The sequence below is a fragment of the Postechiella marina genome, assembly GCF_039538365.1.
GTDB classification, from domain to species: Bacteria; Bacteroidota; Bacteroidia; order Flavobacteriales; family Flavobacteriaceae; genus Postechiella; species Postechiella marina.
In genome coordinates this window covers 73,090-86,726 of the sequence record NZ_BAABCA010000004.1, presented here as the reverse complement: position 1 = coordinate 86,726, position 13,637 = coordinate 73,090, and the positions used below count along the sequence as shown (strand labels likewise).

Genomic DNA, 13,637 nt, shown 5'->3' with positions numbered 1-13,637 from the left:
AAATTTAATGCAAAATAATTACTTAAAGCTTTTAGGTTTACATGTTGTTATAGGAGTAATAATATATTTATTTAGACCCTTAGGTCATTTCTATTTTTATGGAATAGTTTGTTATTTTCTTATAAAAACTATATCGATTAAACCTCAGTTTAAAAGTTTTCAAATAGTAAGTGCTTGTGCTTATATAGTTGGAGCTGAAGTTATTTTAAGAATGACTAATAGTGGCCCTTTTTATGAGGCTAGCAAGTATTTGGTTACCTTATTTTCTGTTCTAGGCTTGTTTTATAATGGGTTTAATAGAAAGGCGACAACCTATTTGTTATACATTTTATTTTTAGTTCCAAGTATTTATGTTTCCTTATATTTATTAGATGTTGGTCAAAATATAAGAAAAGCTATTGCGTTTAACCTTAGTGGCCCTGTTTGTTTAGGTATTGCAGCTTTATTTTGTTATAAAGTAAAATTAACTAAAGCGCAATTGGGAACTGTGCTTGATTACGCTGTTTACCCTTTAGTAAGTACTTTGGTTTATGTTATATTATACAATCCTAATGTTGCAGCTATATCTAATAGTACAGGCTCTAATTTTGCTGCCTCAGGTGGTTTTGGGCCTAACCAAATGTCTACAGTGTTAGGTCTTGGTTTTTTTATAATGACGGTTCGTTTTTTTTATTTTAGTAAAGCAAAATGGTTGCGATACTTAGATTTGTTATTAATTCTTCTTTTTGCGTTTAGAGCTATTGTTACTTTTAGTCGTGGAGGCGTACTAACAGCTATTATAATGATTGTTGCTTTTGTAATTATTTTGTACAGTCGTACAAACAGTAAACAAAAAAGGAATCTATTATTTTCGTTATTAGGTTTCACTGTTATTGGAATTGCAACTTGGATAATTTCTGCAAGTCAAACCAATGGATTGATTGAAAAACGTTATGCTAACCAAAACGCCATGGGTATTGAGAAGAGTGATGTGACTACAGGGCGTAGTGAATTGTTTTTAGCAGAGTTTGATGAGTTTTTAGAAAATCCTTTTTTAGGAGTAGGAGTAGGGCGCGTAAAAGATTTACGTTTCCAGAAAACTGGTATTCATGCTGCATCTCATAACGAAATGAGTCGTATTATTGCAGAGCATGGATTACTTGGTGTAATTGCTTTTACTATTTTGTTGTTAGTGCCTTTATTTTTTAGATTAGGAAATCGTAGTAATGTCTTATTTTTTTCCTTTTATTTATTTTGGCTACTAACTATTAATCACTCAGCAATGCGTATTGCTGCACCAGCTTTTATTTATGCATTAAGTTTATTACACATCATAGATGACACACCTAGTTTACATAGGAAACAAATTAACAAAGCACAATAAAACTATAACTACTATTGATGCTTTAGGCAAAGGTCTGGAGACCTCTGGTTATAATGTGACTTATGCTTCTAGTTATAAAAACATAGTATTTAGATTTGTAGATATGTTGTGGACGGTTTTTAAGCATCGCAAAACAATAGACTATGTACTTATAGATACTTATAGTACTTTAAATTTTTATTACGCTTACGCTGTTAGTGTGTTATGTCAGTTTTTTAATTTAAAATACATTCCAATTTTACATGGTGGAAATTTACCTAAGCGTTTAAAACAAAACCCTAAATTAAGCCAGAAGTTGTTTGGAAAAGCTTATATCAATTGTTCGCCTTCAGAATATCTTAAATCTTCCTTTCAGGCTTTTGGATATGATAATGTGAAAGTTATTCCTAACAGTATTACTATTTCAAACTATCCTTTTAATAAGAGAGCAATGGATACAATCCGCTTACTTTGGGTACGTTCGTTTTCAAAACTATATAATCCTAAATTAGCTGTAGACATTTTAGGCCAATTACAAAAACAAGGCTATACTGCTAGCTTGTGTATGGTTGGTCCAGATAACGATGGTAGTTTACTTACAACCCAAGCCTATGCAAAATCTTTAAATCTTGATGTAACATTTACAGGTAAATTAAGTAAAGATGAATGGATTGCATTGTCTAATTCTTATAACTTATTTATAAACACCACAAATTTTGATAACACACCAGTAAGTGTTATTGAGGCTATGGCTTTAGGCTTGCCAATTGTTAGTACTAATGTTGGAGGTCTTCAGTTTTTAGTAGAGAACGAAAAAGAAGGTGTATTAGTAGAACCTAATAATGCCAAAGTTTTTGTAAATGCTATTAAAAGTGTAATATCTCAACCAAACAAAACTTTAAAAATGGTTGAAAATGCTAGAAAAAAATCAGAAAAGTTTGATTGGGAATGTATTAGAATAAAATGGAAAGCAATACTGCAATAATAGCACACAATCAAAATTACTTAGTATCTTTATCCCCTCTCAAATTATTCGTTTTATATGTCAAAAAAAGGTGTTCATTTTAATATTTCTGAAAGACGGATATTATTGCGTGTCTTTGATATTGTTTCAGTACTTACTGTTTTATATATAGTAAGTTCTTGTTTCGATTTTAATTATTTTACAATTAACGATGAAAATTGGAGATGGATATTTGTTTTAGTAGTATATATATCTGTTTTCGGAACTATTTTCGAATTGTACGATTTACAGAGTTCTAGCAGAATAGAAAAGGTGTCTGCTAATATTGTTTTAACAGTGTCTATTACTGTCTTGTTTTATTTTTTAACACCATTTTTTACTCCAGTTTTACCAGATAATAGACTGCAAATATTATATTTTTATGTCTCTATTCTTACCGCTTTACTTATTTGGCGTTGGGCATATCTATTGCTAATTGTATCTCCAAGGTTTTTTAAAAAGGTTTTAGTAATAGGAGAAATTTCTAATATTGAAGCAATAATAAAAGCTTTTAATTATGCTGATCCAAATTATAAAATAGTGGGCTTTATTAATTGTGAAGTAAATAAAGAAAATAGGGTAAGGCTTAATATTAAGAATGTAGTTGAGTACAGCCCAAAGGAGATATACGAGGTAATTAAAGAAAAACACATATCAGAAATTGTAATAGCGAGTTATAAATCAGAAAACATAACTTCAGAAATTTATCGAGATTTAATTACTTTATTAGAGGGTGGATTTTCTATAAAAGAGTACACACAGGTATATGAAGAAATGACTTATCGTGTTCCGGTTCAGTTTGTTGGTAAAGACTTTTACAAATACTTTCCTTTTAGTAGAAGCAATCATAATAAAATGTATTTGTTTTTTCATCGTTTTTTCGATATTGTGCTTTCTATATTCGGACTTCTTGTTGGTTTTGCTATTTTGCCTTTTATTCTTTTAGGAAATTTAATAGGTAATAGAGGGAGTCTTATTTATAAGCAAGAGCGTATTGGTAAAAACGGTAATATTTTTAATATTATTAAATACAGAACGATGGTGCATAATGCCGAAAAAAATGGCGCAGTATGGGCAAAGAAAAATGATAAAAGAATAACACCATTTGGTAAGTTTATGAGAAACACAAGGTTAGACGAGTTTCCTCAGTTTATTAATATTTTAAAAGGAGAAATGAGTTTAATTGGACCCAGACCAGAACGACCACATTTTGTTCGAGAATTGTCTCAAGTATTGCCATTTTACGAAACCAGACATATAGTTAAGCCAGGGTTAACGGGTTGGGCTCAAGTAAATACTAGGTATGGTTCTTCTATAGACGATAGCTTGCTTAAACTTCAATATGATTTTTATTATATTAAGCATCGTAGTTTTTTTCTAGATGTTAATATTATAATAAAAACAATAAGTACTATGATTTTTTTTAGAGGGCAATAGACTGTTAAGCCTCTTGTTTTTGTCTTTTGCTAAAATAAATTATAAGGAATATATAGCGTAAAAATAGGGCTATAAGTAGCGGTATTAAACCTATAGCATATATTTGCACTCCAATTAACCAATGCAAGGTTAGCAAGCATAAAAGAATAACTAAAAATTTAAGATACTTAATAAACCATAGTTTAGTTGTTTTCTTAAATAATTGGCCAATAACTAAAATATTAGGTGCAAAAGCCCAAAGTAAATTATAGTTATTATGGGTTCCAGAGTGGTCTGTAGCAAACCATAGTAATAAAATAACGATACCAATAAGTCCGGTAATAATAAATAGCGTAGTATCTAACCAAACCGTTTGCTTATTCTTTTTTAAATCGGAATAGGTAATGTATATTATAATTAATCCTATAATGCCTAAAACCATTAATGGACTAGTCAAAAAATTATGAGACTTAATATTTTTCTTTTCCTTATTTAAAACATGTGTTTGTTTTACAAGTTGGTCTCCAGAATTGTTAATTGTAGCGTTTTCAAAGAAGTTAAATATGTATTTAGGCAAAAACATATGTTCTTTTGCAGTAGCTTTTCTGTCTATAACAGAACCTAATGCTAGGTCAATTCCAAAAGACCCCCAAGAGTTACGATTAAGATTGCCATGTATAAGTGCTCTAAATTTTTTATTTTTAAAGCCTTCAGGGGGCTTAAAATTAATGTTATTGTTAAGTGCTATTTGAGAGACATCTCTAATTTTTGTAGCGCAATTATCAAAAAAGAATTCGTATAAATAGTTTCTGTTTTCTGGTTTGTAATTATTAAGTAAGAAGTTAAAAAGCTTTTGTTTTTCATCAAGAGACAAATTTAAAACCTGCTCTTTAATAGACCTGTTTTGATGCGTGTAAAACCTTAAAAAATCATAAAAATTGCTAGTGCCTAAAGCATAATCTAGCTTACCTCGTGCAAAGTTTAAATAAAAATTAGGTGCATTAAAATCGAATCGACCATAGTCAAATGTTTTATCAAAATTAGTACTAGGGTCTTTTATTCTAAAGGCATTATGTCCAAAGGCATCATTTAAAGAGGTTCCTGGGCCAATAGTTAGTACGCTAATTTCTGCTTTGCTAGATAATTTGTTTTGTTGTGCCGATGCAATCGATAAAAAAGTAATAAAAATTATAAAAAAATATTTTTTAAGCATAACAAAAAATTAAGGTTATCTAAAAATACTAAAATCGAGTTTTAATGAAAAAACGTTGGAATATAAAGCCACACTTTGATCTCCAATATCTGTAAAGGCATAATCTATTTGAATACCATTATACTTAAAGCCTAAACCAAAACTAGGCTGAAAACTTAATTGTTCTGTATTATCTATTTGTAATTCGTTTTGAAAGTTGCCCATTCCTGCTCTTAAATATACCATGTCTACGTATCCAAACTCAAAACCTAGTGCAGGGTTTACACTCGCAAAAGAAGACGAAATAATATCGTTGTTTTCTTCAAAGCGCACGTTTAAATTAACAGAGGTTAAAAGTGTGTAATCATAATTAAAATCTACTAGTTTAGATACACCAATTTGTAGTTTAGGAATAGTAATTTCTGTAGTTTCTGGTAGTTCTTGGTTTTGTCCTTCAACCGCATCTTTAATGGTTTCAAATTGTTCTTCGTCTATAGCCCAAGCGTTATATGTGGTAGTAATATCGCGAGCCATAACCCCAAATTTCCAGTTGTTTTCGGTCTCAAACTGTATACCAAGGTCTAGTCCAAAACCCCAAGAAGTTGCAAAGTCTCCTATTATTCTTCTAATTACTTTAGCATTAACACCATAGTTAAGGCCTTGAACGGGTAAGCTTCGTGCGTACGAAAATGTTAAACCATAATCTGCAGTAGAAAACAAACTAATTCTATCGTAATTAATATTGCCTTGCGCATCAATAAGCTGAGTGGTGTTTAAAATATCATCAACAGCAAATCTAATTAAAGAAATGCCAACAGCACTTCTGTTATCCAAGGGCATGGCAAAAGCTGCATAGTCATAACTAGCTATGTTAGCAAAATAACTAGAGTGCATTAATGATAGCTGATTGTCTTCTAAAGCAAGTAATCCTGCAGGATTCCAATATCCAGAGTTTACATCGCTTGTATGCGCTGTAACAGCACTGCTCATTCCTAGAGCTGCTGCGTCTACTCCAATGTTCATAAATTCGTTTGAATATTTTCTAACGGATTGTCCAAAAAGGGTAAACGAGATGATGCATAAAAAAGAAGTAAAGTAAGCTTTCAATCGCAATTTTTTTACAAAGATGCACATAATACCAATTTAATCATAGAATTAAAGATTGAAACTTCCTGTTTAAGTTATTTAACGTTATAATATTTTAACTATAAACTTGAATTTATTACAGATATTGTTTTAGACGAAAATTGTTTGCTATTTTTACAAGCAGAAAATTAATTTATGAAAAAATATATTCCTAACGCTTTAACGCTAACAAATCTATTTTGCGGTTGTGTAGCGGTTGTTTTTGCAGTGCATACTAATTTTGTTTTTGCTGCTATATTTGTTTTTTTAGGTATATTCTTTGATTTTTTTGATGGTTTCTTTGCTCGTAAATTTAACGTTCAAGGCGAGTTGGGCTTGCAGTTAGACTCTTTAGCAGATATGGTTACTAGCGGACTTGTTCCTGGAATTGTAATGTTTAAGTTATTAGAATTAACCAATTCTAGTTGGAGTAATAGCGCCACAGATAGTTTGGTAAACTCGGTTTTTTCTCAAATTACAGATGCAGGTTTTTTACCTTTTTTAGGGTTTGCAATAACTTTAGCTTCTGCTTATAGATTAGCTAAATTTAATATAGATACAGAGCAGCAATCGTTTTTTAAAGGGTTGCCAACGCCTGCAAATACGTTGTTAATTATGTCGCTTCCGTTAATAATGGAGTTTCAAAACAACGATTTTATTAATGCCATTATTTTAAATAAATGGTTTTTAATTGTTTTAACTTTAGTTAGTTGCTACATTTTAAACTCAGATGTTAAATTATTTGCTTTAAAATTTAAAAACTATGGTTTTAAAGATAATGTGGTTCGTTACATTTTTATTCTGTTATGTGTTGTACTTTTAGTAGTATTGCAATTCGCATCAATTCCTGTTATTATTTTACTTTATATAATCATGTCTATATTAGACAATTTAACATCTAAATAAAAAAAGCAATGTTAGAAAATATTTTTACATTATTAATGTTAGTGCTTTTGCAAGCAGTTTTGGGCTTCGATAACTTATTATATATTTCTTTAGAGAGTAAAAAAGCTCCTGTAACAGATCAAAAAAGAGTTAGAAAAGTAGGTATATTAATAGCTATTGTTTTAAGAATTGTATTGCTTTTTGTGTTGGTGTCTATAATAGGCTTTTTTCAAGAACCATTTGCGTTTTTAAGTGGAGGTATAAAAGATATTGTACATTTTGCTTTTAATGGGCATAGTATAATTGTATTAGCTGGTGGCGGATTTATTATTTATACAGCCATAAAAGAGATATGGCATATGATAGGCACTACCGACTTAAATCATGATCTAGAAGGAGGAGATGGTAAACGAGGTAAAAGCTCTAATGCAGTTATTACAAGTATTGTTATAATGAATTTAGTGTTTTCTTTTGATTCTATTTTAGCAGCAATTGGGCTAACAAGTGATATAGAAAACTCTACCACTGCATTTATTATTATGGCTATTGCTATTGTTGCTAGTGGCTTATTAATGCTTTTATTAGCCGATAAAATCTCGACGTTCTTAGCTAAAAATAGAATGTACGAAGTGTTAGGCTTATTTATCCTTTTTATTGTTGGTATTATGTTGGTTACAGAAGGAGGGCATTTAGCACATTTAGAATTATTTGGAAACCATATTGTGCCAATGAGTAAAACAACTTTTTATTTTGTTCTAGCTGTTTTGGTTATTGTAGATGTAGTTCAAGGAAAATACCAAAAGAAATTATTAAAAGAAAAAGCTGCTCAAGAGTAATAATAATTTAAGCAAATAAGATGAAAGACATTAATTATCCTGTAGATTTTAAATTTAATATTGGAACACTCTCTAACGATTTTACAGCTACAGATTCGCTAGGAGAAACTATTGCTTACGTAAAGCAAAAAATGTTTAAGTTTAAAGAGGATATTCTTATTTACAACAACGCATCTAAGCAACATTTAGATTATAGAATTAATGCAGATAGATGGATCGATTTTTCTGCTGCATATAGTATTAAAGATAAAAACGACAAAGAAATAGGTAAGGTAGCGAGAAAAGGTTGGAGGTCTATATGGAAAACAGAATACGAATTAATAGACCAGCATCAAAAATTACAATATCATATTAGAGAAGACAATGCCTGGGTTAAGGTGTTAGATTCTTTATTGGGAGAAATACCGGTTTTAGGTTTTTTTACAGGGTATTTTTTTAACCCTAGCTACAGTGTGTTAGATTTAAATAATAAAGCTATTGTTAAATTAACAAAAGAAGCTTCTTTTTTTGGAAGAAAATTTAAAATTTCGAAACTAAATGATATTGATTTGGATGATCAAGAACGTATTATTTTAGGTTTGATGATGATGATCTTGTTAGAAAGAAGAAAAGGCTAATTTTCCTATTTTAGAATTAGTAGCCATTAAAAACGCTATAAAAAACTGTTATATTTACCTCAAAGAAATCAATATCATGTAAAATAACAGGAAATGTTTTTTTAAGGTGGTTAAGCTTACTCTCTAATTTTCTTTTTACGAAGCTCGAAGTTTTGACCCAAATAGACTTTACGTACCATTTCGTCGTTAGCTAGTTCTTCAGGTTTTCCTGCTTTAAGTATACTACCTTCAAACATTAAGTAAGTTCTATCTGTAATAGCTAGTGTTTCTTGTACGTTGTGATCTGTAATTAAAATACCAATATTCTTTTTGGTAAGTTGGGCTACAATACGTTGTATATCTTCTACAGCAACAGGATCTACCCCTGCAAAAGGCTCATCTAAAAGAATAAAATTTGGGTCTGTAGCTAGAGCACGAGCAATTTCGGTACGTCTACGTTCTCCACCAGATAATAAATCGCCTCTACTTTTTCTAATATGTCCTAAGCTAAACTCGTCAATTAAAGATTCCATTTTATGGAGTTGTTCTTTTTTACTTAGTTTGGTAAGTTGTAAAACACTTAAAATATTGTCTTCTATGCTTAGTTTTCTAAATACAGATGCTTCTTGTGCCAAATAACCAATACCGTTTTGTGCACGTTTGTACATTGGAAATTTTGTAATCTCGGTATTATCTAGAAAAATTTGTCCTCCATTTGGCTTAATCAGTCCAACAATCATATAAAAAGATGTTGTTTTTCCAGCACCATTAGGGCCTAGTAAACCTACTATTTCGCCTTGATTAACTTCAAGAGAAACAGACTTTACAACTTTTCGTCCACTGTAGGACTTCATTAAATTTTCGGCTTTTAAAATCATATCTTTATAGTGAACGCTAAAAATAGTAAAATCATATACACTATTATAGCAGGTTGTAAAATTATGTTGGTTTACTAACTAGTTTTCGCGAAAGCGAAATTATATGTTTTAGGCTTTTTGTCTTGCTTTACGTTCTTTTCTTTCTTGATTTCTAATTACAATTTTAGAAATATAAATACTTACTTGGTATAGAATAATAATAGGAATAGCAACAATAACCTGGCTTGCAATATCTGGAGGTGTAATAACAGCAGCTAGTATTAATACGCCAACAAGAGCAAATTTTCTGTATTTACGTAAAATCTCTGGAGTTACTAAGCCTACTTTTGTTAAAAAGTATATAATTATTGGTAATTCGAATATTAGTCCAGAAGCCAAAACAGATGCTCTAATTAAGCCAATGTAGCTATTTAAATCGAAATCGTTGTGTACTTTATCTGCGACTTGGTAGGTGCCTAAAAAGTTAATAGAGAGTGGGCAGATAATATAATATCCAAAAAGACACCCCATAAAAAATAAAAGCGATGATATTATAATAAAACCACGCGAATGTTTGCGTTCGTTTTCGTGCATGGCTGGACTTATAAATCGCCACAATTGATAAATTACGTATGGAAAAGATATTATAAAACCAAAGGTTATAGAGGTCCATATGTGAGCAGAGAATTGCCCTGCCATGGTTCTACTCTGTACTTCAAAATTAAACTCTGTACCACAAAAACTATCAAAACCTAATAATTGCGATGCTTTGCATAATAAGTCGTAGGTTAAAAAATCTGATTTTGATGGACCAAATATTATGGTGTCAAAAATAAAACTTTTCATTAAAAAAGCAGCAGTTGCAGCTATTAAAATAGCAACTACAGCTCTAATTAAATGCCATCTTAAATCTTCAAGATGATCTAGAAAAGACATCTCGTTTATGTTTTTATTTGCCATTATATAATACCTTCTTTTACTAAATCGTGTATGTGAATAACTCCCGCATATTTACCATCGTTTTCTACAAGAAGATGCGATATGCCATATGTTTCCATCACTTCTTTTGCGTCTACAGCCATTTTATCGTTATTAATACATTTTGGGTTAGGCGTCATAATATCTTTAGCAGTTAAACCTGTAAAGTTAGATGTTTTGGTAAGCATTCGTCTTAAATCTCCATCTGTTACTATCCCTAAAACTTCATCATTTTCAATTACTGCTGTAACACCTAACATTTTTTCTGTCATTTCTAAAATAACATCTTTTATACTCGCATTAGTATAAACTTTAGGTTTTTCGTTAACCTTAGATATGTCTTCAACTTTTAAGTATAGTTTTTTACCTAATGCGCCACCAGGATGATATTTAGCAAAATCTGAACTAGAAAATTGACGTAACTCTAATAAGCATACCACAAGAGCATCACCAATTACTAGTTGTGCAGTAGTACTTGTTGTTGGAGCTAAATTATTAGGGCAAACTTCTTTATCTACAAAGGCATTTAAAATATAATCGGCTTCTTTACCTAAAAAAGAATCGACATTACCAGTAATAGCAATCATTTTATTTTTTGCTCTTTTAATTAAAGGTACTAACACTTTAATTTCGGGAGTATTACCACTTTTAGATATACAAATAACAACATCGTCTTCTAAAATTAAACCTAAATCGCCATGTATAGCATCTGCAGCATGCATAAAAACAGATGGTGTACCAGTAGAGTTTAACGAGGCTACAATTTTACTTGCAATAATGGCGCTTTTACCAATACCGGTAATAATAACACGACCTTTAGCGTTATATATAAGTTGTACAGCTTCGCTAAAATCGTTATTTACTAAATTAGATAAATTTAAAATGGCTTTACCTTCGGTTTCAATAGTTTGTTTAGCGATATTTATGATAGAATCTGTGCTATTCAAAATTTGTTAATTTTTTTACTTGATGCTTTTAAAGATTTTATTATCTTTAATCTCGCTCAAATTTAATTTAATATTAAATTTAAAATTTCGTTACAAAACTAATGAAAAAAAATATGAGGGCTCTCGAAATGCATTACTAAAATTAATCTATTAAAATAGGTTATTTTGTTTGTATAATAAGTAAATAAATTTTTTTCAATTCATGTCAATAGATAAAAGTGAATTACACGCAGCGTTAAAAAAATATTTTGGCTTTAACAAGTTTAAAGGTTTACAAGAAGATGTTGTAGAAAGCCTGTTGTCTGGTTCTCACACTTTTGTGATTATGCCAACAGGGGGAGGTAAATCTTTATGCTACCAATTACCAGCATTAATGCAAGAAGGTACAGCAATTGTGGTGTCGCCTTTAATAGCTTTAATGAAAAACCAAGTAGATGCCATTCGTGGTATTTCTAAAGAAGATGGCGTAGCACATGTTTTAAATTCATCTTTAAACAAAACCGAAGTAAAAAGAGTAAAAGAAGATATTGTAAATGGTATAACCAAACTGCTATATGTTGCACCAGAATCGTTAACCAAAGAAGAGAACGTAGAGTTTTTGCGTACTGTTAAAGTCTCTTTTATGGCTATAGACGAGGCGCATTGTATTAGTGAGTGGGGACACGATTTTAGACCAGAATACAGAAACCTAAGACATATTATAGGACGCATTGGCGATAATATTCCAATTATTGGGCTTACAGCTACTGCAACACCTAAAGTACAAGAAGATATTATTAAAAATCTTGGTATTTCTGGCGCAACAACATTTAAAGCCTCTTTTAACAGACCTAATTTATATTATGAAGTAAGACCAAAAACGAAAACTGTAGATGCAGATATTATTCGTTTTGTAAAACAAAACGATGGTAAATCAGGTATTGTTTATTGTTTAAGTAGAAAACGTGTTGAAGAATTAGCGCAGGTTTTACAAGTTAACGGAATTAAGGCTGTGCCATATCATGCTGGTTTAGATGCAAAAACAAGAAGTAGTCATCAAGATAAGTTTCTTATGGAAGATGTCGATGTGGTTGTAGCTACTATTGCATTTGGTATGGGAATAGATAAGCCAGATGTTCGTTTTGTAATACATCACGATATACCAAAAAGTATAGAAAGTTACTATCAAGAAACGGGTAGAGCAGGTCGAGATGGTGGCGAAGGTCATTGTTTAGCTTACTATGCCTATAAAGATATAGAGAAATTAGAAAAATTTATGTCTGGCAAGCCAGTAGCCGAGCAGGAAATAGGACATGCTTTGCTACAAGAAGTTGTTGCTTTTGCAGAAACCTCAATATCTAGAAGAAAATTTATACTACATTACTTTGGTGAAGAATTTGATAACGAAACTGGTGAAGGAGGCGATATGGATGATAATATTCGTCATCCAAAAAAACAAGTTGAAGCTAAAGATGATGCTAAAATTTTATTAGAAGTAATTAGAGACACTAATCAAAAATATAAATCAAAAGATTTAGTAAATGTTATAACAGGTAAAGAAAATGCCTTAATAAACTCTCATAAAACTAACGATCAGCCCTTTTTTGGCAAAGGTAAACATAAAGACAATAAGTATTGGATGGCATTATTGCGCCAAGTATTAGTTGCTGGTTATCTTAAAAAGGATATCGAAACTTATGGTGTTATAAAACTTAAGGAGTCTGGAGAAGCATTTATTAAAAAGCCAGTGTCTTTTATGATGACAGAAGATCATATATTTGATGGCGAACAAGAAGATGGAACCATTATAACCGCAGCTAAAGGAGCAGGAGCTGTTGCAGATGCTACTTTAATGGGCATGTTAAAAGATTTACGTAAAAAGAATGCGAAAAAACTAGGCGTTCCGCCTTTTGTTATTTTTCAAGATCCGTCGTTAGAAGATATGGCGTTAAAATACCCTATATCTATTCAAGAGTTGGGTAATGTTCATGGAGTGGGCGACGGAAAAGCAAAAAAGTATGGTAAAGATTTTGTCGCTTTAATTGCAACTTATGTTGCAGAAAATGATATAACACGACCAGACGATTTGGTTGTAAAATCTACAGGAAGCAATTCTGCAAACAAATTATACATTATTCAAAATATAGATAGAAAATTACCTCTAGACGATATATCTTCTTCCAAAGGTATGTCTATGGAAGAGTTTATTAAAGAAATGGAAGCTATAGTTTATTCTGGAACAAAATTGAATATAGACTATTGGCTTAACGATATTTTGGATGAAGACCAACAAGAAGAAATCCATGATTACTTTATGGAATGCGAAACAGATAGTATAGGTGATGCTATAGAAGAGTTTGATGGAGATTATGACGATGAAGAGCTAAGGTTGTACAGAATTAAGTTTATTAGCGAAGTAGCTAATTAAAAAACATAAGTTAATATTGGGGCGTTACCTAAAGGTCGGGCTTTTAGCAGTTG

The 13,637-nt window shown here is 31.0% G+C and carries 12 protein-coding genes; 7 read left to right on the top strand and 5 right to left on the bottom strand.

Features of this window, described 5'->3' with window-relative positions:
• Positions 1 to 7: 7 nt before the first annotated feature.
• Genes ABD715_RS09640 through ABD715_RS09630 form a run of 3 tightly spaced genes read left to right on the top strand, consistent with a single transcriptional unit; the run spans position 8 to position 3,782 of the window.
• Entirely contained in the window at positions 8 to 1,363 is a 1,356-nt protein-coding gene (locus ABD715_RS09640; protein ID WP_344787986.1) for an O-antigen ligase family protein, read from the top strand.
• On the top strand, positions 1,317 to 2,327 hold the full coding sequence (locus tag ABD715_RS09635) for a glycosyltransferase family 4 protein (protein WP_344787985.1): 1,011 nt from the start codon (positions 1,317 to 1,319) through the stop codon (positions 2,325 to 2,327). Before ABD715_RS09640 ends, ABD715_RS09635 begins: the two co-directional genes overlap by 47 nt.
• Before the next feature lie 57 nt (positions 2,328 to 2,384).
• A complete protein-coding gene (locus tag ABD715_RS09630) occupies positions 2,385 to 3,782 on the top strand; it encodes a sugar transferase (protein WP_344787984.1) in 1,398 nt (465 codons plus the stop codon).
• Between the two features lie 4 nt (positions 3,783 to 3,786).
• Here ABD715_RS09630 and ABD715_RS09625 read toward each other — a convergent pair whose 3' ends face one another.
• Together ABD715_RS09625 and ABD715_RS09620 are read right to left on the bottom strand one after the other, a co-directional pair.
• Positions 3,787 to 4,974 (bottom strand): lipoprotein N-acyltransferase Lnb domain-containing protein, encoded by a 1,188-nt coding sequence (locus ABD715_RS09625; protein ID WP_344787983.1) that lies wholly within the window; start codon positions 4,972 to 4,974, stop codon positions 3,787 to 3,789.
• Between the two features lie 15 nt (positions 4,975 to 4,989).
• Complete coding sequence (locus ABD715_RS09620; protein ID WP_486357905.1) at positions 4,990 to 6,087, bottom strand: putative type IX sorting system protein PorV2; 1,098 nt, start codon at positions 6,085 to 6,087, stop codon at positions 4,990 to 4,992.
• Between the two features lie 147 nt (positions 6,088 to 6,234).
• On the opposite strand from ABD715_RS09620, the gene ABD715_RS09615 reads away from it, so the two are divergent.
• From ABD715_RS09615 to ABD715_RS09605, 3 genes are read left to right on the top strand one after another with little or no spacing between them, the layout of a single operon-like run.
• Complete coding sequence (locus ABD715_RS09615; protein WP_344787981.1) at positions 6,235 to 6,984, top strand: CDP-alcohol phosphatidyltransferase family protein; 750 nt, start codon at positions 6,235 to 6,237, stop codon at positions 6,982 to 6,984.
• An 8-nt stretch (positions 6,985 to 6,992) separates the two neighbouring features.
• On the top strand, positions 6,993 to 7,799 hold the full coding sequence (locus tag ABD715_RS09610; RefSeq protein WP_344787979.1) for a TerC family protein: 807 nt from the start codon (positions 6,993 to 6,995) through the stop codon (positions 7,797 to 7,799).
• 20 nt (positions 7,800 to 7,819) lie between these two features.
• A complete protein-coding gene (locus ABD715_RS09605) occupies positions 7,820 to 8,416 on the top strand; it encodes an LURP-one-related family protein (protein ID WP_344787978.1) in 597 nt (198 codons plus the stop codon).
• Positions 8,417 to 8,532: 116 nt separating this feature from the next.
• Here the strand turns inward: ABD715_RS09605 and lptB are convergent, their stop codons facing one another.
• The 3 genes from lptB to ABD715_RS09590 form a co-directional block, all read right to left on the bottom strand.
• Entirely contained in the window at positions 8,533 to 9,273 is a 741-nt protein-coding gene (gene lptB, locus ABD715_RS09600; RefSeq protein ID WP_344787977.1) for an LPS export ABC transporter ATP-binding protein, read from the bottom strand.
• Between the two features lie 108 nt (positions 9,274 to 9,381).
• Complete coding sequence (gene tatC, locus ABD715_RS09595) at positions 9,382 to 10,212, bottom strand: twin-arginine translocase subunit TatC (protein WP_344787975.1); 831 nt, start codon at positions 10,210 to 10,212, stop codon at positions 9,382 to 9,384.
• The gene (locus ABD715_RS09590) at positions 10,212 to 11,177 is read right to left on the bottom strand and encodes a KpsF/GutQ family sugar-phosphate isomerase (RefSeq protein ID WP_344787974.1); all 966 of its coding nucleotides are present in this window, start codon (positions 11,175 to 11,177) and stop codon (positions 10,212 to 10,214) included. The genes tatC and ABD715_RS09590 overlap by 1 nt, the downstream gene beginning before the upstream one ends.
• 202 nt (positions 11,178 to 11,379) lie before the next feature.
• Between ABD715_RS09590 and ABD715_RS09585 the strand changes: the two genes are divergently transcribed.
• Positions 11,380 to 13,584 carry a RecQ family ATP-dependent DNA helicase gene (locus tag ABD715_RS09585; protein ID WP_344787973.1) on the top strand — a complete coding sequence of 735 codons (2,205 nt, stop codon included), beginning with the start codon at positions 11,380 to 11,382 and terminating at the stop codon, positions 13,582 to 13,584.
• Positions 13,585 to 13,637: the final 53 nt, after the last annotated feature.